Origin of the sequence: Wolbachia endosymbiont (group A) of Lasioglossum morio, from assembly GCF_947250585.1 — a bacterium.
GTDB classification, from domain to species: Bacteria; Pseudomonadota; Alphaproteobacteria; order Rickettsiales; family Anaplasmataceae; genus Wolbachia; species Wolbachia pipientis.
Genome location: NZ_OX366327.1, coordinates 560796 through 585061, shown reverse-complemented (window position 1 = coordinate 585061; position 24266 = coordinate 560796). Strand labels below are relative to the sequence as shown.

The following is a 24266-nucleotide window of genomic DNA, read 5'->3' as shown; positions in this document are numbered from 1 at the left end:
TAAAGCTTATACGCCAATTAATTAAATTGCAATAGGGCTTTTGCAAAATAAGCATTCTACATTATTTGCCAGCAAACAAAACTGCTCAATAGTTAAGTTTTCTGGACGTTCGTTTCCACTCAATTTAGCGTTTTCAAGGACAGTTTCAGTGTGGTTCGTTATATTTTGCAAGCTATTTCTCAGCATCTTTCTTCTTTGAGCAAAAACGGCACGTATTAATCTTGTTAAGGTTTCCAAATTTACTGCAAATTTTGGGGTAGGCAAAGGATTTACTGTAATTACTGAAGAATGTATTTTTGGTCTTGGAAAAAACTCTTTAGGTTCAATATCAAATTCCTTTTTTATATCGCATAGTAATTGGCTTAGCACTGATAAGGAACCATAATCTTTAGAATTGGGTCTTGCCGTAATGCGATCTGCTACCTCTTTTTGAAACATTAATGTCAAGTTCGTAAAAAATTTTATATTATTTAACCACTTTAAAAATAACACTACCGAGATATTGTAAGGCAAGTTAGCAATAACTTTAACTGGACGTTCTATCAGCTCTTCTTCTATAACGTGCAGTGCATCTGCTTCTATAATTTTATACTTTCCTTGATGCTCATTTAGCAGTTGATCATGGTGTTTTACTAAATCTCTATCTTTTTCTATAGAAAGTAGAGACTTTGGATTATGCACCAATATTTCTCTTGTTAATGCACCATATCCAGGACCAATTTCAATGACATTAAAATTTTCCAGACTACCAGCTAAAGCGACGATTTTTTTTGTTATCTCACTCGATAAAATAAAATTTTGCCCTAGACTCTTTTTTGGCTTCAGTAAAAATTTTCTCATATTATTTTCATTATACAGTATTTTAAAAATCAGTTGACTAAAATCCATTGATAATTGTATATTATTAATGTGTTTAACGCCGGCTTAGCTCAATTGGTAGAGCAACTGACTTGTAATCAGTAGGTTGTCAGTTCAAGTCCGACAGCCGGCACTCTCGCCCATATAAGTAAAGTTGATGTCCTTTTTAATAGTAGCAAATTGGAAAATGAATGGAATGCGTTCTTCATTTGTTGACTTTATAGGCAAACTTAACAACAAGAGCAACGAAATTACCTCTAAATTAGTAATTTGCCCTCCTTTTACGTCATTTCCAAGCAGTATAGAGTTGAACAATAATATTAATATAGGAGCACAGAATTGCCATCATAAAAAGTTCGGTTCTTACACAGGTGAAATTAGCGCAGAAATGTTAAAAGAACTAGGGTGTACTTACGTAATACTTGGGCATTCTGAAAGGGCTAATGAAAAAGATAGTGAAATAAAACTTAAGTCGGAAATAGCAATAGAATCAGGCTTACACCCAATTATCTGTGTGGGTGAAAATTCAGAAGATTATAAGAATGAAAAAACAAAAGAAGTAATAGAATATCAATGCAAAAACCGTTTGCCAACACACGGTGAATATACCGTAGCATATGAGCCAATATGGGCAATAGGCACAGGTCATGTGCCAAATAATGATGCAATTGCTAAGGTGATAGAGGTAATAAAATTGTGTACTAGTAAAAAACACATTATATATGGTGGTTCAGTCAGTTCAGAAAATATAGAAAATTTGCTCAGTATTTCAAATTTATCAGGAGTTTTAATTGGCAGTGCAAGCTTAGATTTCGATCACTTTTATAAAATTATACAACAAGTTGAAAAAAAGTTTTCTCTTATCAATTCTAAAATCAGCAACTAAGAATCCTATGACAAATGACATCATTTCAGTGTCAAGCATATATAGCTAACCCAAGAAAGATTTCCCTACGTCATACCGCGATTCATTCGCGGTATCTCAGCATAGATTCCGCTAACGAGTAGCGGAATGACGAATTTGTTGTTTTTCAAATTGTAGGTAAACCTAAGCCACTTTAGCTATATCTGTACGAACATCTAGTATAGCTAAAGTAATCTAGAAAATTAACGATATTTTATTCCCCGGTGAACGCTCTATTTTGTTTTCCAACTCTAGTTCTAAAAGAGCCATTAGAGCTATGTTGGTAGAAAGTCCGCTTGCTAATATAAGTTCATCTATATCAACAGGTACAGAGTTAATATGATCAACTATAACAGATTTTGCCTGTTGTAATTTTTCTTGTTTTTGGTTAACAAAATGGTGCTCAACATCAAATAGGTTTTTTTGCTGCGGAGGTAAACTAAACCTAATACTCTCTATTATGTCATCAGCGGATTCGATAAGCTTAGCACCGTTTTTAATTAAATAATTACTACCACTACAGCGTGAATCTAAAGGAAAACCAGAAACTGCAAATACCTCTCTCCCTTGATTTAAAGCAAAATCTGCTGTTATTAGAGAGCCAGAACGTTTCGATGCTTCAATCACTGCAACACCCAGCGATAGACCAGATATAATTCGATTCCTCTGAGGAAAATATTGAGGCTTTGGTTTAGTAGCAAATGGAAGCTCAGTAATTACTAACCCACCGTTCCCAGTGATTTTTTTGTATAGATCAAAATTCTCTTTTGGATACACCACATCAATTCCGCTTGCTGTAACAGCAATAGTGGGATGATTTTTGTATATTACACTGTTTGCTGCAGTATCGATTCCTTTTGCAAGTCCAGAAACAATAACAAAACCAGCTTCGCTTAAATCAAGTGCCAACTTATTGGCAAAATTTCTTCCATTCATTGAAGAGTTACGCCCACCGATTATTGCAATTATCTCACGGCTTAATAATGATATATCACCAAGCGCAGTTATTACAGGAGGACAACTAGAGATATTTCTTAAAAGATCAGGGTAATCTGGGTCACATGCGGGTATAATTTTAGCTCCAATTCTTTCTGCATTATTGATTTCTTCTCGTGCATCTTGAATGCCATACACCTTATTATTAGCCACCCTATTGAGATATTTTAGCACCTCATCTAGCGATCCATATGTTCTTAGTATACTAAAAAACTTTATTGGTCCTATAGTTCTAGCCAAGCTTAACCATACTTCTAATTCTTTGTTGTTCAATTTATTTATCTTCATAAAAGACTTGAATTTCTTATCAATTTAGTGTACCCAAGATAATGCAAATATACAGTGTTTTATGACGCATTTTGTTACAGATAAATGCATAAAATGTAAATATACGGACTGTGTGGAAGTATGTCCCGTCGACTGCTTCTATGAAGGTAAAAACATGCTCGTGATTAACCCAGATGAATGTATTGATTGCGGAGTGTGCATACCTGAGTGTCCGGTGGATGCAATTGTAACTGATGATTCCATAAAAGATATTTTAGAACTAGATGAAGAGTTACTGAACAGTGAACAAAAAATCTTCAAGTCATTTTACAACATAAACGTAGAATATTCACAAAAATGGCCAAATATCACAGCTAAGAAGCAACCTCTCTATACAGCAGAAGAGTATAAGGAAAAAAAGGATAAAACAACTTATTTTGAGGAAAATTTAGAATAATACTGCTGAAGGAAAAGAAACTTTTTGTATTTCAGGGTTATTGTTTTTGGTTGCTGAAAATAGTTGCGTTATCTAAGTTGTTATGCTGATAAATTAGTATCGATTAATTTAAGGATTAAGGAAAAAGGCTTATTGACTTTTGAAATATTTGATTATAAAACTAGCTGTTAGCATTAAATCTTGGGGGTAAGTTGTGAGTATAAATAAAAGAGAAACCATTAAAAAGATTGAAGGGTTACTTTTTCAAGTGAATGGTGATCTTGAAAAAACATGTGATCTATTATCAACAGTAGAGTTAACCGAAGATGATATTAAAATATTGCTGAAAGAGATGATAAAAGAGTATCATAGCTTATCTGAAAAGATTTCTTATAGTTGTGGAATTACTGCAGGCGGTGCACAAGATGCCAACGCAAGCAGCTTCAACGAAGTTTTTAAGCTAGGTTCACAAGAGTTAGCATTAGCAATGATGTCAGATTTCAGAAAGTCTTATGATCAAGAATTATTTAAGAAATATAAAAAAGAAGAAATGTCTTATCCTGAAGGAGAAGGAATACAATTTATTAGAGAATTAAGAGTTCTAAGTAGAATACTTACTATATCTTTAATAAGGAAACTTGATGAAGTTTACAAGTTTACTCCAGAAGAAATTGAGCGTTTGAAGGAATATATATTAGTTAGCAACTATGATACAAGCAAAAGTCTTTCTGATATAGACAAATATATGCATGCACTATCTGCCTTAATTAGAAACCCCTCACTTGATACAAAAAAGATATTTGAGCTAAATAATCGAATGATAATACACACTACAGCCTTAATTGATTTAGTAACTAGTGGAGTAGTGAAAAAAGAAGAAGCAAAAGAACAATCTGCTGAGGATTTAGAAAAGCTTGTCTGTGAACAGTATAAAGGTGCAGCAAACACGCCAGTACCGTTGCCGAGCACGCTATTTGAAGTGGATAAAAAAAGTGCTTAAAGGAAAGTAAGAAGGTCTTATAGTTAGCCAAAGTAGGTATTTAATAAGCTTAATGTAACCATTATATATGCTATATAGTAAAACATAGAATGCTTATGGTTCCAACTATAGCAATTTTAAGTGGTGGGTTTTCTTGTGAGAGAGAAATATCGCTTATGAGCGGAAAAGCAGTAAAGAAGGCGCTCGATAGCCTTTCATATAATGCAATAGAAATAGATGTTGACAGCAACATTGCTGAAAAGCTTAGAAAAATTAATTCGGGCCTTGCTTTTATCGCTCTGCATGGACCTTATGGTGAAGATGGCTGCATTCAAGGTTTATTGGAAATCTTAGGTATAAAATATACACACTCAGGAGTTATGGCTTCTGCCGTTGCTATAAATAAAGTGATGTCAAAGCATATATTTCGATCCCTTAATATCGACACTCCAAAAGGTTATGTAATTAGCCGAGAAGATGTACTAAAAAATAATATTAAAATCGATTATCCGTACGTCTTAAAACCAATTAATGAAGGTTCAAGTATTGGAGTGTACATAATTTTCTCGCACGAGGATTACTTAGAACTGAAAGATAACAGTTCTACTATAATGGAAAAGATGATCGTAGAAGAATACATACCGGGCATAGAGTTACATACTGCTGTATTGCTGGATGAAGCAATTGGCACTATAGAAGTACGACCAAAAAATAAATTCTATGATTATGAAGCAAAGTATACAGATGGATTTGCAGAACATATATTTCCTGCTGAAATTCCTAACAATATATATAAAATGACCTTGGAACACGCACTGAAAGTTCATCAATTTTTAGGATGCAAAACTATTTCCCGCTCAGATTTCCGTTATAATCCCAAAAATAACACTTTAAAAATGCTTGAGATTAATACACATCCTGGGTTTACTGAGTTATCGTTAGTGCCAGAAATTGCAAAATTGGCAAAAGGAATCAATTTTAATGAATTAGTTAAAATTATTATTGAAGATAGTTTGCAGCACAAAAATATTAGGGATTTAAGTCATGTTGAGCAGTATTACTAGAAGCCAAAGGAGTTTTTTGCGTAAGTGTGCCTTGGTTATTATCACAGCACTTTTTCTTACGCTAATACTTTACAGCTCACTTGATAAAATAATAAATCGATTTAATTACTACTTTACTTGGTATAATGACTGCCTATCTAGTTTATTACTCAGTAGTGGATTTTCAATCGACGAAGTAGTCGTGAGCGGCAATAAATTTACAAACAAAAAGGATATTCTAAGTTTGACAGATAGAACGCAACCTATCCTGTATATATCACTTTCAAAACTTGCCGGTAACATACAATCCGTAAGCAGGTGGATAAAACACGTAAGAGTTCACAGAATTTTGCCCAATACTCTACACATTAATATAGATGAGCATAAACCGTTTGCTCTCTGGAAAGATAATAACAAAACCTCGGTAATTGATTTTGAAGGTAAAGTGATCGTAGATGACTATCTAGTAGATGATCTTGTTGTAATTAAAGGACAAAACTCGTTATCAAACCTAGAATTTGTTAGAGATGTGTTGGAGAGTAAAACTCAATTAAGAGACCACATTTCTTCTTTTGCTTATATAGGGAATAGAAGATGGAATATCATACTTGATAACGATTCCACAGTAAAACTGCCTGAAGATAACCCTTATAGTGCATGGGACTATTTAAACCACTTACACAATACAACTGATTTTACTTTCAGCGATTGGAGTATTATTGATATGCGTATTACTGATAAAATTTTTGTGAAGAGGTGATCTGCTGTAATCCAAGTAGCCCCTTTTCCTGTCATCCCAGTGCCCAGACACTGGAATCCCGCCGCGAACCGTCATACCGCGATTCATTCGCGGTATCTCTTAACATAGATCCCTTATTTAACCGCCATACCTTAACATAGATCCCGCTAACAAGTAGCGGGATGACGAGGTTATCGTCATGTCACCGCGAACCGTCATACCGTCACGAACCGTCATATCGCGATTCATTCGCGGTATCTCAGCCGCTAACAAGAGATCCCGCTAACACGTAGCGGGATGACGGTTGTCGTTTAGCTATAAATATTTAAGAAATTTACCAAACGAAAAAAAAGGCAAAAGAAGCCCCGTGGTTGGCTAATTACTTACATTATACTTTCAAGTATGGCGTTTTTTTATTCTAAACACTTAATAACCGCGATTTAGCTACTTTTTAATGCAACTAACCTTTAGTCATAAATGTTTAAGAAATTTACTAAACAGAAAAAAAGGCAAAAGAAACCCTAGGGTAGCTAGTTATTCACTATCCATTTTTTAAGTTGGCGTTTTTTTATGTTTTAAATGCTTTATAAGCGCATTTTAGCTTATATTAGGTAAAAACCTAGAATTTTATAAAGACATAAGGTGCACATAGTGCAAAAAATTAAACATGAGACGCCAGATACGTGAGTTTTTTTGTCATTTAATCTGTACAGAGAAGATAAATAAATAGCTTCAGTTTCATGATAAGGGGGCTGGCGGAGTTTGTCAAGGAATTTTTATGCAAGAGATCTATTGAAATGCCCCTGTAAAATTATACTATTAATTAGTACACTATAAATTTAAAATTATAGATATGTTAAGCAGATTGGTAATTTTGCTATTAGTTTTTATACTTCCTTTTTCTTCATACTCATACCAGTTTAGAACCAAAGCAAAGCAAGCAGTAGTCTTAGATTTAGCTTCAGACTCGTTCATTTTTGACCATAATTCCGATGAAAAAATGGCCCCATCTTCAATGAGCAAGTTAATGACTTTATATGTAGCCTTCGATTATCTAAAAGCTGGAATAATACACATGGAGGATAAATTTCGAGTAAGTAGAAAAGCGTGGGAAAGAAAAGGCTCTTCTATGTTTTTGAAAGAAGGTCAATCCGTTACAGTAAGGGAATTACTTGAAGGAATTACAATAGTCTCAGGCAATGATGCCTGCATAACACTAGCCGAGGGCATTGCAGGATCAGAAGAGAATTTTGTGGCTGAAATGAATGAAGTTGCACAAAATTTGAATCTGAATGACAGTCATTTTGTCAACTCAAGCGGGTGGCCAGATGAAGATCATTTTATGAACGCAAAAGACTTGGTAATGCTGGCAAAAAGGATTTTCACCGATTTTCCTGAATATTATGATTTATTTTCTGAACAATATTTGACATATAATGAAATTGTACAAAAGAATAAAAATCTTCTACTTTTTCACGATATTGGGGTTGACGGTTTAAAAACCGGTTATACAAATGCTGGTGGTTACGGCATTGTAGCATCTGCAAAACGAAATGATAGGAGAATTTTTGCTGTCGTAAATGGCTTAAACACTGAGAAAGAGCGAATAGAAGAAGCAAAAAGACTGATACAATACTCCTTAAATCATTTTAACACCAAGAAAATATTCGCTAAGGATAGCGTAGTTGAGGAAGTAAATGTTCTCTATGGAAAAGATAAAAAAGTGCCTATTACAGTTGCAAACGATGTTACCATAACTTACAACCGCAAATTGCATGACCAAATTAAGGTGCGTATTGAATATAAAGATATGATACCTGCACCCATTAAAAAAGGTCAAGAAGTGGGCAAAGTTTTTGTAGAAATACCAGGTATTGAGCAACAAACTACACCACTTTATGCAGCAAATGACGTGCAGGAATTGAATTTCGTAGAAAAGTTTTTTAGGATGTTGTTTTAAGTTTGATATTAAAGCAATTCCGAAAGAGAGATCTATTGCACTTTAGTGTAGTTTTAACTAACAATTTCTGTTACAATACAAGATTGAAGTGTTACGAAAATGTGCTGGTTATATTTGTTGCTGTCTAGTATCCTAGAGATACTGTGGGCTGTAACACTAAAGTTTAGTAACAGTTTTACTAAAGTTGTGCCTTCGATTGCAACATTGGTAATTATGATCATTAGCATTTATTTTTTATCTCTTGCAGCATGCTTTCTACCTATTAGGGTATGCTATGCAGTTTCCTCTGGAATATGCACAATTGGAATAACTATAATTGGTGCAACCACTTTCACAGAGAATATTAATTTATCTCAAGTTTTATGTATCGTTTTAATTGTAATAGGAAGCATAGGGCTGAAGCTCTCTATTTAAACCTAAAAATTTATGCATGAATTGGATATATTTACTCTTATCGTCACTAATTGAAGTGTTCTGGGTCATAACACTTAAGCATAGTTATGGATTTACTCATCTCGTACCATCAATAATTAGCATACTCTCCATGGCTCTTAGTACATATTTACTTTCGCTCGCTACACGTTCTATACCTATCGGAGTATGCTATGCAATTTGGACTGGAGTGGGCGCTATAGGAGCTTCGATACTTGGAGTTTACCTATTTGATGAACCAGTTAATTTATTCGAAGTAATATGCTTTATTTTAGTTACATTCGGGATTATAGGATTAAAATTGTTTGATACTGCAAAACAAACTGTTGATAAAATGGAATAAAAGATCCCACTGGGATGAAAGAAGCAGATACTCCATATTGTCATGCAAATTGGAATCCAGACTTTTTTCTATATAGCATGGTGAAGACGGGAAACCGTAACCGTTCACACAATGGCGTCAACTTAAGGAAAAATGTCAGAGATTGTGTATAAAATTTCTCTCCAAATTTTTTATCATTAAATTATCCAAAGAGTGCAAGGGACAGCACTTTTGTTTCTGTTTTATTTCAACAAAGAAGTCTAAAATATGTCCTTTTTAGGTGAAATATGCAAAAAGGAAAAAACCTTATTCTACAAATTAAAAATATAATATACTCGAAAACTTTTCAGAAAATCCATTGTGTTGAGTTTTACACGAACAAGCTTTTTCGACAGTATTTTCTATGATTTTAAAGTTAGTTAAAAAAAGTTTGGGAATAGAATGTGAACTTATGGAGCCATTGACATGTACCCTCAAAGCAAGCTTTTTCTAAAGCAAGGTATAAGATTTGCCATACAGGCTTTCAAGAATTTAAGCATCCAAACAGCCTATCAGGATGAACCTGAGTTGGAGAGGCTATAGACTTATTGCAGCAGATGGTTCTGGTATGAGATTACCCAGCTCTGGGGAAATTGTATCCGAGTTTGAACCAAATGGAACAACAGGCACCATTGGCAATTTGTTTGTTGATTTGTGTACTTCGCTGATTTGTAGTGCTCGTCTTACAGCTTGGAATATAGGTGAACAAACGTTGGCGGCAGAGCAATTACCCAAAGTTATCACTCAAATGCGTTTATTAAATCAAGAGAAATTATTATTTATCTATGATCGTCTTCAGTAAAATTCATTCAGCAGCATTATAATTTGGAAGTAGATTTTATTTTTCGCTTGCAAAAAAGAAATTATAGTAAGCTATGGGAACGCTGGCGAATTAGATTTTGATTTTATATTAGAAAATGAAAAGCTAAAAAATAAAATGAAAGGACAGAAAGTAAGAGTTATAGTGCTGACATTAGCCAACTGAGAAACAGAGTTTTTGACCGAGACTTTGGAGCAAAGCTTATGTGTTAAGGTGGCACATAGAGGAGTGCTATAAACGACTCAAAGTAGGAGCAGAGTTAGAGAATTTTTCTGGAGAGGCTGTATTACAAGAATTTTGGGCAAACTTGGTCATGTGCAATATATTATCGCTTCATATATGTGATGCACAAGGGCCTTGGAACCCAGATCAAATTACTGAGTATCGTTTAAATTTTTCAGTTTTATTTGGTGTAATGAGGCAGAAACTCTATCAGGTACTTATTGCGCCAAAAAACTTTCAAGCCCTTTTTAAGTATACGCGCTAAAGTTAAAATCCGACCGGGACAGCCGCAATAAAGTAGATAAGCCTAAACGCCATCATGTCTTTAGGAGAGTTTGCTAATGAAAGTTCTTAAGTTGACGCCATTGGCTGAACGGATACGATTTATTTCAGTGCATGAGCTGGTCCTTTTCGGATTTTAGCGCTGTGTATATAACTGCACGAACGTCTAGTTTAGGGGTAAGAAAAATTAGGGCCCGCAAATTAATCCAAACACATAAGTGTAGTGTTACCACCAAATGCTGTAGTGTTAACACTTACAACTTTTTCTGTAGAAAAACGCTGTAAATAATGAGGACCACCAGCTTTTGGCCCAGTGCCAGATAGTCCTCTACCACCAAATGGTTGTATCCCAACTGCTGCACCTATCTGGTTACGGTTGATGTAGACATTTCCAACTGATATTTTTTTACTTATAGTGTCAATTTGACTTTGTATACGACTCTGCAAAGAAAACGTAAGCCCATATCCAGTACTATTTATATCACTTATAACTTCATTTAATTGTGACTTGTTAAAACGTATGATATGTAAAATAGGACCAAATACTTCTTGCTTTAATTGCGAAATTTTTTGTATCTCATAAATATATGGAGGAAAGAAATAACCATTATGAGAATTTGTATCCATGGGTACTTTAAATAACAGATTTGAATCTTTATCCTCTGACATTTTTTGCGTATGTTGAGTGAGCATATCGATAGATGCTTTATCAATTATTGGACCAATATCAGTACTAAGTTGTATTGGGTCACCAATCTTGAGTTCTTGCGCTGCACCGCATATCATTTTTATCTGCTTCTCTGCTATGTCCTCTTGAATAAACAGCACTCTAAGCGCAGAACAGCGTTGGCCAGCGCTGCGAAACGCAGAAAGCAAAACATCCGTAGTCACTTGCTCTAAGAGAGCAGAGCTATCAACTATCATAGCATTGAGCCCTCCTGTTTCAGCAATAAGTGGTACGATAGGACCATCCCTATTTGCAAGCATTTTATTGATTATTTGAGCAGTTTGTGTTGAGCCAGTAAAAGCTACTCCGGCAATTCTATTGTCTGGAACTAATATTTTGCCTAAATATCCACCATCCCCAGGAATGAGGTGTAACACATTCTTTGGTATCCCAGCTTCATGTAGTATCTTAACAGCTTCGTAGGCAATAATCGGCGTTTGCTCTGCCGGTTTTGCCAGCACTGCATTACCTGCTGCAAGTGCAGCTGAGACCTGCCCAATGAAGATAGCGAGCGGAAAATTCCACGGTGATATGCATAAGAAAACTCCTCTGCCTTCAAAAAAGATGAAGTTATCTTCACCTGTTGGGCCCGGCAATTTTTTCCAGTCGCTCAGTTCATTTTTTGCTATCATTGCATAATAACGCAGAAAGTCGATTGCCTCTCTTACTTCTGCTATTGCATCGGATAAAATTTTTCCTGCTTCCACAATCAGAATGTAAATTAACTCTTTCATCCTTTCCTCAAGCAAATCTGCAGCTTTTTCAAGGCATTTAGCGCGCTCTTCTGCTGAAACATTCTGCCACTTAGCAAAAGCACTATGTGCTATTTCAAGAGCGTTTAAAGCTTGATCGCTTGTTGCACTTGACACTTCTCCAATTACATTTTCCAAATGTGCAGGATTCACTACTTCGATAAATTCAGCATTATCAAATAGTGCTTTTCCATCAATTATTGGTCCAACTTGCCACTTTTTTTCACTAAAACCCTTTATATCATCTGCAAATTGTGAGACTATCACAGAATCACTAATATCCATCCCCAAGGAATTTTTTCTTTCTGGTCCCAAAATATCTTGTGGTAATGGAATGCCTGGATGAGGTTCATAATTAAAATTTATAGCTTTTTCCAGTGGATCTGAAATTAACTCATCGATTTTAACGTTAGGATCACTTATTTGATTAACAAACGAACTATTAGCTCCATTTTCAAGAAGGCGTCTTATAAGATAAGGCAACAAGTCACTATGTTCCCCAACGGGTGCGTAGACACGACAGCTAACATTTGTTGCAAGCTCTGACATTGCATAATCATATAAGTCTTTTGCCATTCCATGTAAGCGTTGAAATTCAAATCCAGGGTGGTTTTTATCAGCAAGTTCCATGATAGAAGCAAAAGTATAGACGTTATGAGTTCCAAAGCATGGGTAAAAGCTGTTTGGTTTACTCAAAAGTTTCTGTGCGCACACGAGGTAAGATACGTCAGTATAGCTTTTTCTTGTAAATACTGAGTAATCATTTAATCCCAATTCTTGCGTACACTTGATTTCTGAATCCCAATATGCACCTTTTACAAGCCTCACCATAATTTTGTGCTTTGATCGAATAGCAACATCCTCTACAAAGTCAAGAACAGATAAAGCACGTTTTTGATATGCTTGTACAGCCAAGCCGAGCCCTTCCCACTCAGAAAGTGATTCATCAAGCCGTAATTGTTCAAACAAGATTAAGGAAATTTCAAGCCTTTCTGTTTCTTCTGCGTCTATGCATAGTGAAATGTTGTATTTTTTTGCCTCGCGGCAGAGCTCTAAAACCTTAGTGAATATCTCACCAGCAATTCGGCCAAATTGACTAAATTCATAACGTGGGTGTAAAGCAGAAAGTTTGATTGAAATTCCATGGGATTTAAAACAATCATTTATTTCAGTGGATTCACCTATAGCTTTTATTGAGTGCATGTACGAATTAAAATACTCTTCTGCATCCTCAGTTGTGTGAGCAGCTTCGCCAAGCATATCAAAAGAGTATAAAAACTTACTATTGTCATCTAGTTTTGCGTACCTTAAAGCTTCTTCTATGGTTTCTCCAACAACAAAATGATTACCAAGCATAGACATTGCTTGTTTTACTGCTTTGCGAATGATCGGTTCTCCTAAATTCTTAAGTAACTTAGAAATTGCGTAATAGAACTTCGAATCGCCTTCATTATCTCTCAATATACTGCTACCTATCATTAAACTCCACGTGGAAGCATTGACGAACAATGAAGAAGAATATCCTAAATATTTACTCCATTCTTGATTGGCAATTTTATCTTTGATTAGCTCGTCTATTGTATAATCATCTGGTATTCTAAGTAGTGACTCAGCAAGACACATAAGCGCTATTCCTTCATCATTGGAAAGCGAGTATTGCTGCATAAAGGAATCTACAATACTTAATTTATTGTGTTTGATTTTTTCAATAACTTGTTTTGCAATATTATAAATTCTATTTTTTGAATCAGCCGAAAGCTCTGCTTTTTCTACAAGATAACGTATATAACTCTTTTCATCAGTACGATAAAATCCTTGTAAACGTTTTCTGAGTTCATTAGGTTCTTGTATAGAGCTTATCATATATAATTATCTCCAAAAAATACTCCGACACCATATGTATGGTGAAATTATATCATAACTTTGCGCAGAGCAAATTGCTATTTACAAAGGGATCAGGGCTGGCTAAAAGAAGTCCATGCAATAACTTCACTAAATCAAAAAGATTGTGCAAGTATGTAGCTCAACACTCCACCACACATCAAGTATTTAGTCTCAGTTGCGGTTTGTACACAGCATTTGAGTTGAATTGATTGCCTTGAATTATCCTTTCTTTTGATGATACATTCTAGATTTCCACCTGGCACTATTTCACCTTTTATGCTTATTACCTTACTACCATCAAATATCTTTCTGGTTATTCCATTTTGAAATACAAGTGGAAGAACACCCATACCAACTAAGTTGGACCTATGTATACGCTCAAAGCTTTCTGCAATGACAACTTTAACCCCCAACAATAAAGTACCCTTTGCTGCCCAATCCCTACTTGAACCTGTGCCATATTCTTTTCCTGCAACAATGATTAGAGGTACATTATTTTCCTTGTAACGCATTGCTGCATCAAAAATTGACATAATTTCTTGAGAAGGAATATATTTTGTATATCCACCTTCGGTGCTAACCATTTCATTTTTTATTCTAATGTTAGCAAAAGTGCCACGCATCATTACATTGTGGTTACCACGACGAGATCCATACGAATTAAAGTCCTGTGGCTCAATTCCAAGATTTTTTAAATATATACCTGCAGGACTACTTGAGGCAATATTTCCAGCAGGGGAAATGTGATCAGTGGTTATGCTATCGCCAAACATTGCCAATATTTGTGCACCTTTTATATCGATTTTATTATTTTTAGGTGATAAATTATCAAAATAAGGCGGATTTTGTATGTAAGTGCTGTTTGCATCCCAATTATAGATTTCACTTTTTTCACACTTTATCTTTCGCCAATGTTTATCACCAGAAAAAACATCCTTATACTTTTGTATGAACATCTCACGTGTTACCACACTTTTAACACAATCTTCGATTTCATTGTTTGTTGGCCATATATCTTTGAGATAGACATCATTTCCATTCTTATCTTTGCATATTGAATCTTTTGTCAGATCAATTTGCACAGTACCAGCAAGTGCATATGCAACAACAAGTGGCGGAGATGCCAAGTAATTAGCTTTGACTAACGGATGAATTCTTCCTTCAAAGTTACGATTGCCAGATAAAACTGCAGCAACGGTTAAGTTTTTGTTTTTAATGCCATTTTCTATATCTTTATTAAGTGGACCAGAATTCCCAATGCAAGTTGTGCAACCATATCCAACTAGATTAAAACCCAAAGCATTTAGATCTACCTGCAATCCAGACTTTTCTAAATATTCTGTTACAACTTGTGACCCTGGAGCAAGAGAAGTTTTAACCCAAGGCTTTGATTTTAATCCAAGTTTAATTGCATTACGAGCTACAAGACCTGCAGCAATCATCACACTTGGATTTGAAGTATTAGTGCAGCTTGTTATTGCTGCAATAACTACACTTCCATCTTGGAGTTTATCGTTTTCCTTTGACTCATTAACTGAAAATGATTTAGAAAAAGACTCTGCCACTTGTGAAAGAAAAACCTTATCTTGTGGTCTTTTAGGACCAGCCATTACTGGCTTCACGCTTGATAAATCGAGCTCTAGTGTGTCAAAAAATGCTAACTCATTATTGCCACGCCACAGTCCTTGCTCTTTCGCATAAGCCTCAACTAGCTTAATCAGCTTTTCTGGCCTTCCGGTTAAGCTTAAATAATCTAGCGTTTTTTGATCAATTGGAAAAAATCCACAAGTTGCGCCATACTCCGGGGCCATGTTTGCTATAGTGGCCCTATCTGCCAAAGATAAATAATCTAAACCATCACCATAAAATTCTACAAACTTACCAACAACGCCTTTTGTTCTTAGGATATTGGTAACCGTCAGCACTAAATCGGTCGCAGTTACCCCTTCCGACAATCTGCCAATTAATTTAAATCCAACTACTTCTGGAATCACCATACTAATTGGTTGACCAAGCATCACAGACTCAGCTTCTATGCCTCCAACACCCCAACCAAGAACTGATAATCCGTTAACCATTGTAGTATGGCTGTCAGTACCAACTAAAGTATCAGGATATATGACTCCATCATTATTACACACAACTTGCGCTAAATATTCAAGATTCACTTGGTGGCAAATCCCTGTGCCAGGTGGCACTACTCTAAAATTTGTGAAGGACGATTCTCCCCACTTTAAAAATTGATATCTCTCCAAATTTCTTTTTACTTCTAACTCAACATTCTTACTGAATGCGGAAACACTTCCATAACTATCTACTTGAACAGAATGGTCAATCACAAGATCAACCGGTACAGACGGATTTATATTGCTTGGGTTTCCTCCATTTTTCTTAACATAGTCCCGCATTGAAGCTAGATCAACAACAGCAGGAACCCCTGTAAAATCTTGCATCAACACCCTTGCTGGTTTATAGCTAATTTCGTGATTAGTGTGTTTATTAACGCAGTCTGCTAGTACTCTTATGTCATCTAGCTTTACGTTTACTCCATCTTCATTGCGCAATAAACTTTCAAGCAGAACCTTAAGTGAGCAAGGCAATTTAGTCACATCTATTCCTAAAAATTCACTAGCACTACTTAGGCTAAAATAGTTGTATGATTTCCCGTCAATGTTTAAAGTCGTTTTTGCGTTTAAAGAATTGTTCATCCTATCACACTATATTAGTTAAAATTGGAATTACTACCGTTACTTTTTTGTTGTTGACCTTGCTGCTCATACATAGTTTCAAAATCTATAGGATCTAGCATCAGTGGGGGAAATCCACCACTACTTGTAACTCTTGCAATTATTTCTCTTGCAAAAGGAAAAAGAAAAGTAGGTCCACCAATAAACAAAGCTTGTCTTACTTCTTCCTCACTCAACTCTTTTAAATTTTCTATTGAAAAAATGCCACAATATTTCGTTTCACAAATGAAAGCTACGCCATCCTTTATGCCTTCATCTTTTACCGTTGCTTTGACTTCTATATGCAAAGTAATTTCATGGAAAGATTTTTCTTCATTCACTTCTTCTTTGTTTTTCGTCCCTTCTAATTTTGCTGAATTGATATTAACCATTACATTAATATCTGGAGCTTTACTAGAAGAAAGGAATGGCGAATTCGGATTCTCAAATGATAGATCTTTAACATATTGACCGTGAATTCTCATTTTTTGTTGTGGCATTTCTTACGTCTCCTTTAATTAAGTTGAGATATTTAATACTTTCTTATATAATATATTCATTTACAAACGAATAGCAAACCTGATTATAAGTTGATATGAAAAACATATTTTCATTAATAATTAATAATGTTCGGATACTTTATATGCCAAGGAGTTGAGTTACTATGATAGAGCTTGTAATATATGCTTTATTAGCGGCGTTCATTTTTTCACGTTTGTATAATTCTTTAGGAAGATCAGCCAACCTCAACCTAAAAAAGCTAACTAGTGTATTGGATGTAAGCCGAAGTAGAGAAGACGTAGTAGAAAACATTGAGGGTTACATTGATAGCAATGATGAAAATTCAATAAAAGTTACTTATGAACAAATATTAAAAAAAAATAAAGATTTTTCTATTTCCCACTTTATAGAAGGTTCAAGCATAGCTTTTGAATTAATAATAAAGTATTTCAATCAAGGAAATTTGTCTCAGTTAAAACCACTTCTCGATAAAGACTTATATGATAATTTTGCAGAGAAGATTAAACATCGTAAAGAGGTGCACGAGTCTATAATTGTTTCTATCGTTTCACAAAAGATTTTAGAAATAAAGCTAGTAAAAAACGCAGTGTTTATTGCAGTATATTTCCTTTCAGAGCAAATTAACTTCGTTAAGAACAATGAAGGAGATATAATATCAGGTAGTACATCCACTATTAATAAAGTTGAGGATGTATGGCAATTCAAAAAAAATGTTAATTCATCAGACCCGAGCTGGTTGCTTGTTTCTATTCACTATAAAAAGACAAGTAACGATAAGACAAATGATAAGTAAGATGAGTTTTATTTGAAATGGAAAGCAAGCTACGCGAAATAGTACTTGACACTGAAACGACAGGTCTTGACACTGAATCTGGTCATCGAATTATTGAAATAGGGTGTGTGGAATTAATTAACCGCATTCCAACAGGTAAAGTATTCCATCGGTACCTTAACCCAGAAAGAGATATACCTTATCACTCGTTTAAGATTCACGGTATTAGTGAAGAATTTTTAGAAGATAAACCATTATTTTCAGATGTTGCACTTGAATTTCTTGACTTTATATCTAATGATATTTTGGTAATTCACAACGCTGAATTCGATGTTAAGTTCCTTAACATGGAGTTAAGCAAGCTGAATGCTGGGTTAATTTCCTCAGACAGAGTGCTAGATACATTACCTCTTGCGAGGAAAAAATTCGCAGGATCACCTGCTTCTTTGAATGCATTATGTAAGCGTTTTGATATATCGCTAGAGAATAGAGAATTGCACGGAGCACTAGTTGATGCTCAATTGCTTGCAAAGGTATATGTTGAACTTACAGGAGGGTTACAAACCTTTCTGTTTGATAATGAATGCAATCAGGACAGTAACTCTACATTCGTTCAGCATAAAGTGCGTAATCTAACTCCCAGAGAACATTCACCAAATAGTGAAGAAATTGATGAACATAAGAAACTGTTAGACAAAATTAACAATACACTTTGGAATAAATATATTGAATAGGTCAACTAATAAAGATACAATTTAATTTTACTGAGAGCACCCTAATGGTAAGGTTTATAAGATTGTTATCTAATGTGCTAGCAGCATTAGCAGTTGTTTTTTTAGGTTATTGTTATTTCACTAAAAAAGGCATATTTGCCCCAGCAGCGATTCACAACGCAGAAGTTAAGATAGGCGGAGATTTTTCTTTAATTAATCAGGACGGACAGATCCTGCGCAGTAGTGATTTTAAAGATAAATACATGATGATTTTCTTTGGGTTTTCCTCATGCAAAAGAATTTGCCCTATGAACCTTGGAATAATTTCAGAAACACTTGCAAAGTTAGATGAGAAAACTAACAACAAGCTACAAACATTCTTCATCACAGTCGATCCTGAGCGCGATAGCACGGAAAGACTTAAAGAATTTCAGCAGCAATTTGACCACAGAATACAAATGTTAACTGGTGAAAGAGAAAAAATAGACGAAGTAGTTGCAAAATATAAAGTATATGCAAGCAAAGTAGACGGAGAAGAAGAAATCAACCATTCTTCGATAATATATCTTATTGGCCCTGGAGGAAGATATGTTACACACTTTGCAGCTGATTTAAATTCAGACGAAAGTCAATCTGATAAGATTTTGGCTGAGATCAGAAAATACGTAAACTGAATTATAGATTTTTCTGTTAATTAGTTGAACACGCAACTGCATGAGCGTTATAATTTAATCTCCATCGGGAAGACACATTGGAATGACACTATTTGCTGTCTTCAAAAATAAATATTCGTAAAATTGTGCTTTTAATATGGGTTATCAGTTTAAAAATGTTGCTAATCAGCATATATGAATGTAATATTAATTAACATTCATAAACGAAGCAATACCATGGAAAATAGTTATAATGCCGATGCAATAAAAATCTTAAGGGGTCTTGATGCTGTAAGGAAACGTCCAGGTATGTACATTGGTGACACTGACGATGGATCTGGCTTGCATCACATGGTATATGAGGTTGTTGACAACGCAATAGATGAATCTTTAGCTGGATATTGTGATAAAATTGAAGTTAGCATAAATAAAGATGGTTCAGTATCAGTAACCGACAATGGTCGTGGCATTCCAACTGACATTCATGAAGAAGAAGGAATATCAGCAGCAGAGGTAATAATGACTCAACTCCATGCTGGTGGTAAATTTGACAGTAATACCTATAAAGTTTCTGGGGGATTACATGGTGTTGGAATCTCAGTTGTGAATGCATTATCAAGCTGGTTGGAATTAACTATTTGGCGCAATAAGAAAGAACACTTTATGCGTTTTGAAGATGGTGAGTCTATTGAACCTTTAAAGGTAGTCAACGAAAATACAAACAAAAGAGGAACTAAAGTCACGTTCATGCCATCAACAGAGACTTTTAATGGCATTAATTTCAGTTACTCAACGCTTGAAAGTCGTATAAGAGAATTAGCATTTTTAAATTCAAATATCGACATTACTTTACGTGATCTGCGCAATGAACCATATACAGAGTCTCATTTCAATCAGAGCAATCAATCTAAAGACAATTTTGGTACAGCGAATTTTGTGCGGTACTTAGATAAGAATAAGACACATGTAACTAAAATTGCCAGTATGAAAGGAGATGCAGAAGATCTTGGCATCAGCTTGGAAATATCGATGGAATGGAATGATTCCTACTATGAGAATATGTTGTGTTTCACTAATAATATACGGCAACGAGATGGTGGTACGCATTTGGCAGGATTTAGATCTGCACTAACTAGATGTATCAATACCTATGCAACTAATGAAGGGTTCTTAAAGAAAGCAAAAGTAAATTTAACTGGAGAAGACGTTAGAGAAGGTTTAACTTGTGTTTTATCTCTCAAGATGCCTGATCCTAAGTTTTCTTCACAAACAAAAGATAAACTAGTTAGTTCTGAAGCACGTGCAGTTGTAGAAAGTATAGTTTCTGATAAATTGAGCACAATCCTTGAAACTGATCCCAAATTGGCAGCAAGTATAGTAGAAAGAGCAATCAGATCAGCAAAAGGAAGAGAAGCCGCAAGAAAAGCACGAGAGTTAGTTAAAAGCAAAAACAATATTGATATTGCAACTCTGCCAGGAAAGCTTGCTGATTGCCAGGAAAAAGCTCCTGAGTTATCGGAATTATTTATAGTAGAGGGTAATTCAGCAGGTGGTACTGCAAAGCAGGGGCGTAATCGTAAAACACAAGCAGTGCTTGCCTTAAGAGGAAAAATTCTAAACGTAGAACGTGTAAGTTTAGATCGTATTTTTTCATCTGCAGAAATAGGCTCTTTAATTACTGCAATTGGTGCTGGAATAGGGAGTGAACACTTCGATATTGAAAAAGCTAGATATCATAAAATTATCATCATGACAGATGCAGATGTTGATGGTTCACATATAAGAACTTTGATTCTAACTTTCTTTTTTAGACATATGCGTGAAGTTATTGAAAAAGGTTACTTATACATAGCACAGCCACCCCTCTATAAAGTTACAAAGAATGCCAAAGACACTTATATTAAAGATGACGAAACTTTTGAAGAGTATATAATAAACTCAGCAGTTAAAAGATTAACACTAAGTGGTACAGCTACAGAATTTAACAACTTGCGCCTTATTTTGAATAAATGCGTTAGCACTTCTAATATTAGCAAAAATTATGATAGAGAAATACCACAAAATCTCTTAGAGTCATTGCTAATTTTAAGTAAAAAGAATGCTCTATCATCGGCTGATGAGATATTAAAGTATTTGAAGTTAATGTACAGCGAATACACTTGGGAAGTGGAAATAAAAGATGAAGAAAAAGAAATTCATATCTCTAAATTGTTTCAAGGATTGGCAGACAAATATATATTTGCACTTAGTATGCTTGAAGGCAAAGATATGCAAAACATATTAAGTTTGCTTGATGGTATAAGTAATTTATTTAATGGTGATTCATTTTTAAAGTCACAAGAAACTGAAATAAGAATCACTTCTCCAAGTACGCTTGCAAAAATAATAATGGACTATGGTAAAAAGGGTTTAACTCTGCAGAGATTTAAAGGTCTTGGTGAAATGAATGCCGATCAGCTATGGGATACTACGTTAAATCCTGAGGCTAGAACTTTATTAAAGGTTGAAATAAAAGATTGTGAAGAAGCTGATTCCATATTTTCAATATTAATGGGTGATATAGTTGAACCACGCCGTGATTTTATTAATAGCAATGCACTTAATGTGCATGATGTTGATATTTGAACTTTTAGCAAAATGTACGAACGTTACGGGTTTAAGCAAAGACTGTGTCATTCAAGTAGCTGACACTGGTTCCTTTATAACGGTGTCATTCCAGTGCTTGACACTGGAATCCAGGTTGCTCACAAGCAAACTAGCATAGAAAGTGGTTACAACGTTTTCGATGAGATTGCAGAAAGGCTGGATTCCAGTGTCAAGCACTGGAATGAAAGCAGTCCTACGTCATGCCGCGATTCATTCGCGGTATCTCTAGATCCCGCTAACAAGCAGCGGGATGACGGTTGTCAGGGTGTCATCCCACTACCTTCTCCTGTCATCCCAGTGCCTCCCTCCCCTGTCATCCAAGTAGCTTGACACTTGTATCTTTATGATGTGAGGCATTAGAGCTAAAATACCTCACAGGGAGGGTGAAGCTGATGCAACGCTAATGCCATTAAGGCCGAATCCCAGATTTTGCTTCCCTCCCATAGAGTTATAGCTCTTCTCATAATAATCCCAATAAGGTAAGAATGGATTTATGGTAGAGGGGTTTGTATGCCAGCAGCGTATAGTTACGACTTAAGGAAAAAAGCAATGGAAGCAATGGAAGCATTGGATGAAGGAGAAAGTAGAGCAACTGTTGCCAAGTGACCTTACCCAGAAAAAGTGGAGAGAAAGAAAGGAGTTTTTTCGGGTAAAATAAAATTTTGGAGGATTAGAAATGGCAAGAGAATATACGGCAGAATTCAAATTGGAAGCTGTTAAACTGGCAAATGAACAAAGAAAGGCAGGTCAAACAATTACAAAAATAGCAAAGGATTTAGGAATAAAGGGTGGTTTATTAGGAAAATGGATAAAGAAACACAACGAAAAAAAGTCGGCAGCAGATGCATTTCCAGGTAGAGGTAACATGGCTCCTTACGACAAAGAGAGGTTTGATTTACAAAGCAAGAGTAACAAGGGAAAGAGACATTTAAAAAAAAGCCCTGGCCAGTCAAAAAGAGTAAAATATTTTTTTATATAGTAACTGCTATAAAGTACAGGAATTATGTAGGATTTTCTGCTAGTGGCTACTATAAGTGGACCACAAGAAAAATAAGCAGTAGAGAATCAGCAAATAAAGAGCTACTCGCAGCTATTCAAAAAATATATCAAGTTTCTAAATGTAGATATGGAGCTCCTAAAATTCATGCTGAATTGAAGGCTTTGGGTAAAAGTTGCAACTTAAAAACAGTGCAAAGTATTATGCAGAAAAATGGTATTCAGGCTATATTGAGAAGAAAATTTAAAATTAAGAAACAACAAACGGACAGTAGAGTCGTAGCTCCCAATATATTAGACCAAAACTTTATTGTCGATCAACCAAATAAAGTATGGGATTACTTATATAAAAACCAAAGAAGGATGGCTATATTTGGCAACAATAATCGATCTATATTCACGCATGGTAGTTAATGAGCAGTTCAATAAATAAACAATTGGTTATGGACTCTTTATTAATGGCCGTTAACAAGCGTAAACCTGCCAAAAATCTACTATTAGAGGTTGTCCACAAACCAGTAAATCAAGCATATTCCCTACTTAACATAACTTTACTCATAGCCAGATATATGAAACTTTCAGTAGATGTTGTAAGTAAATCGTACTCCTTTGATAGCCTTCTATTTCTATTGATCCAAGCAAAAGTCCTCTCTACCACCCACCTTCTCGGCTGTACTGAAAATCCAGGATCCCGTTGTGGCAATAGTTCTAGTGGTGTATCTTTATGCACCCAAAACCTACATGGAGGCCTTTTGACAATTTCAATATCTATCCCATATTCTCTCTTTACGTAATCCTTTAAATCTTTTCCTTGGTATCCCATATCAGCCCACATTTTCTTAATATTGCTGTATTTTTCCTTCATATTGTCCAATGCCATCTTCACCCCATCTCTGTCATTTTCGCTTGCAGCTCCTACATAGCAACCAAGCACAAATCCTTGAGTATCTGTGATTATATGTCTTTTTCTCCCCTTTACCTTTTTCGCACCATCATAACCTTTGACCCCCCTTTTTCCGTGGTTTTTACCGATTGACTGTCCACTATGCATGCGCTCGGCTCCTCATTTCTTCCCATTTTTGACCTACTATATTTAGTGATATCATAGTTCATTTTCTCAAAAATTCCCTGCTTTTTCCATCTTCTAAACTGTTCATGCACAGCCTTCCACGGCGGAAAATCGTGTGGTAAATAGCGCCATTGACATCCTGTGCGCAGTATATAAAGAATTGCATTTACTATCTCACACTTACTGTATTTTGGTGGCCTTCCTCCTTTCTTGTACGATACTCTGAAGTGTTTTTCTATTCTTGCCCACTCCCTTTTACTTAAATCTGTTGGATATTTTTTCCTCATCTCTTACCTCAATATTCTTTCTTTATATACTACGTATTCCTTGGTTTGTGGACAACCTCTTATAGCCTTTCTTATAATAGTCCGAATGCGATAAGATATGTGTTTATGGCTATAGCAGGCCAGTAGCATATTACGGTCTGTTCGGATTATTGTAAAAAGAGCTATAACTATTGCATTCCTGAGCATTTTGATTCATCATTCTCTTTGTGAAAAACATTCC

19 protein-coding genes, 1 tRNA gene and 2 pseudogenes are annotated in these 24266 nt (G+C 35.2%); 16 read left to right on the top strand and 6 right to left on the bottom strand.

Going from position 1 to position 24266, the window contains the following annotated elements; genetic code table 11:
• Positions 1-21: 21 nt before the first annotated feature.
• Entirely contained in the window at positions 22-840 is an 819-nt protein-coding gene (gene rsmA / locus OOK89_RS02900; RefSeq protein WP_264719271.1) for a 16S rRNA (adenine(1518)-N(6)/adenine(1519)-N(6))-dimethyltransferase RsmA, read from the bottom strand.
• A gap of 78 nt (positions 841-918) precedes the next feature.
• On the opposite strand from rsmA, the gene OOK89_RS02895 reads away from it, so the two are divergent.
• A tRNA-Thr gene (locus tag OOK89_RS02895) sits at positions 919-991 on the top strand.
• Positions 992-1015: 24 nt separating this feature from the next.
• Positions 1016-1744 carry a triosephosphate isomerase gene (locus OOK89_RS02890; RefSeq protein ID WP_015588848.1) on the top strand — a complete coding sequence of 243 codons (729 nt, stop codon included), beginning with the start codon at positions 1016-1018 and terminating at the stop codon, positions 1742-1744.
• Between the two features lie 213 nt (positions 1745-1957).
• Here OOK89_RS02890 and dprA read toward each other — a convergent pair whose 3' ends face one another.
• Positions 1958-3046 carry a DNA-processing protein DprA gene (gene dprA / locus OOK89_RS02885; RefSeq protein WP_264719270.1) on the bottom strand — a complete coding sequence of 363 codons (1089 nt, stop codon included), beginning with the start codon at positions 3044-3046 and terminating at the stop codon, positions 1958-1960.
• 61 nt (positions 3047-3107) lie between these two features.
• Here dprA and OOK89_RS02880 point away from each other — a divergent pair, with 61 nt between their 5' ends.
• From OOK89_RS02880 to OOK89_RS02845, 8 genes and pseudogenes are all read left to right on the top strand, one after another.
• Complete coding sequence (locus OOK89_RS02880) at positions 3108-3482, top strand: ferredoxin family protein (protein ID WP_141456813.1); 375 nt, start codon at positions 3108-3110, stop codon at positions 3480-3482.
• A gap of 193 nt (positions 3483-3675) precedes the next feature.
• Positions 3676-4461 (top strand): hypothetical protein, encoded by a 786-nt coding sequence (locus OOK89_RS02875; protein ID WP_264719269.1) that lies wholly within the window; start codon positions 3676-3678, stop codon positions 4459-4461.
• A gap of 89 nt (positions 4462-4550) precedes the next feature.
• Positions 4551-5504, top strand: a complete 954-nt coding sequence (locus OOK89_RS02870; RefSeq protein ID WP_264719268.1) for a D-alanine--D-alanine ligase — start codon at positions 4551-4553, stop codon at positions 5502-5504.
• Positions 5485-6243 (top strand): cell division protein FtsQ/DivIB, encoded by a 759-nt coding sequence (locus tag OOK89_RS02865; protein ID WP_015588843.1) that lies wholly within the window; start codon positions 5485-5487, stop codon positions 6241-6243. The genes OOK89_RS02870 and OOK89_RS02865 overlap by 20 nt, the downstream gene beginning before the upstream one ends.
• Positions 6244-7075: 832 nt before the next feature.
• Positions 7076-8182: a D-alanyl-D-alanine carboxypeptidase family protein gene (locus OOK89_RS02860; protein ID WP_264719267.1), complete on the top strand. Its 1107-nt coding sequence runs from the start codon at positions 7076-7078 to the stop codon at positions 8180-8182.
• A gap of 99 nt (positions 8183-8281) precedes the next feature.
• A complete protein-coding gene (locus tag OOK89_RS02855) occupies positions 8282-8596 on the top strand; it encodes a DMT family transporter (RefSeq protein WP_010082606.1) in 315 nt (104 codons plus the stop codon).
• 16 nt (positions 8597-8612) lie between these two features.
• On the top strand, positions 8613-8957 hold the full coding sequence (locus tag OOK89_RS02850) for a DMT family transporter (protein WP_006279756.1): 345 nt from the start codon (positions 8613-8615) through the stop codon (positions 8955-8957).
• Positions 8958-9223: 266 nt separating this feature from the next.
• Positions 9224-10359: pseudogene (locus OOK89_RS02845) on the top strand (transposase).
• 141 nt (positions 10360-10500) lie between these two features.
• Here the strand turns inward: OOK89_RS02845 and putA are convergent.
• The 3 genes from putA to secB all read right to left on the bottom strand — a co-directional run bounded on the left by putA (position 10501) and on the right by secB (position 16888).
• A complete protein-coding gene (putA, locus tag OOK89_RS02840; protein WP_264719266.1) occupies positions 10501-13641 on the bottom strand; it encodes a bifunctional proline dehydrogenase/L-glutamate gamma-semialdehyde dehydrogenase PutA in 3141 nt (1046 codons plus the stop codon).
• Positions 13642-13775: 134 nt separating this feature from the next.
• Positions 13776-16370 carry an aconitate hydratase AcnA gene (acnA, locus tag OOK89_RS02835; protein ID WP_264719265.1) on the bottom strand — a complete coding sequence of 865 codons (2595 nt, stop codon included), beginning with the start codon at positions 16368-16370 and terminating at the stop codon, positions 13776-13778.
• A 14-nt stretch (positions 16371-16384) separates the two neighbouring features.
• The gene (gene secB / locus OOK89_RS02830; RefSeq protein ID WP_006279761.1) at positions 16385-16888 is read right to left on the bottom strand and encodes a protein-export chaperone SecB; all 504 of its coding nucleotides are present in this window, start codon (positions 16886-16888) and stop codon (positions 16385-16387) included.
• 164 nt (positions 16889-17052) lie between these two features.
• On the opposite strand from secB, the gene OOK89_RS02825 reads away from it, so the two are divergent.
• From OOK89_RS02825 to OOK89_RS06605, 6 genes and pseudogenes are all read left to right on the top strand, one after another.
• Entirely contained in the window at positions 17053-17703 is a 651-nt protein-coding gene (locus OOK89_RS02825; protein WP_264719264.1) for a Tim44/TimA family putative adaptor protein, read from the top strand.
• Between the two features lie 17 nt (positions 17704-17720).
• Positions 17721-18416 (top strand): DNA polymerase III subunit epsilon, encoded by a 696-nt coding sequence (dnaQ, locus tag OOK89_RS02820; RefSeq protein WP_064124802.1) that lies wholly within the window; start codon positions 17721-17723, stop codon positions 18414-18416.
• 44 nt (positions 18417-18460) lie between these two features.
• On the top strand, positions 18461-19069 hold the full coding sequence (locus OOK89_RS02815) for an SCO family protein (RefSeq protein WP_264719263.1): 609 nt from the start codon (positions 18461-18463) through the stop codon (positions 19067-19069).
• A 216-nt stretch (positions 19070-19285) separates the two neighbouring features.
• A complete protein-coding gene (gene gyrB / locus OOK89_RS02810) occupies positions 19286-21673 on the top strand; it encodes a DNA topoisomerase (ATP-hydrolyzing) subunit B (protein ID WP_264719261.1) in 2388 nt (795 codons plus the stop codon).
• Positions 21674-21766: 93 nt separating this feature from the next.
• Complete coding sequence (locus OOK89_RS02805) at positions 21767-22024, top strand: hypothetical protein (RefSeq protein WP_010962372.1); 258 nt, start codon at positions 21767-21769, stop codon at positions 22022-22024.
• A 346-nt stretch (positions 22025-22370) separates the two neighbouring features.
• Positions 22371-23253 (top strand): annotated as a pseudogene (locus tag OOK89_RS06605) (IS3 family transposase); the annotation flags it as partial.
• On the opposite strand, the gene OOK89_RS02790 reads toward OOK89_RS06605, so the two are convergent.
• Positions 23214-24046 (bottom strand): IS5 family transposase gene (locus tag OOK89_RS02790; protein WP_264718686.1). Its coding sequence is split into 2 segments (ribosomal slippage): positions 23214-23680 and positions 23680-24046, totalling 834 coding nucleotides; the frame shifts between segments, so codons are not numbered across the junction. The pseudogene OOK89_RS06605 and the gene OOK89_RS02790 overlap by 40 nt on opposite strands.
• Positions 24047-24266: the final 220 nt, after the last annotated feature.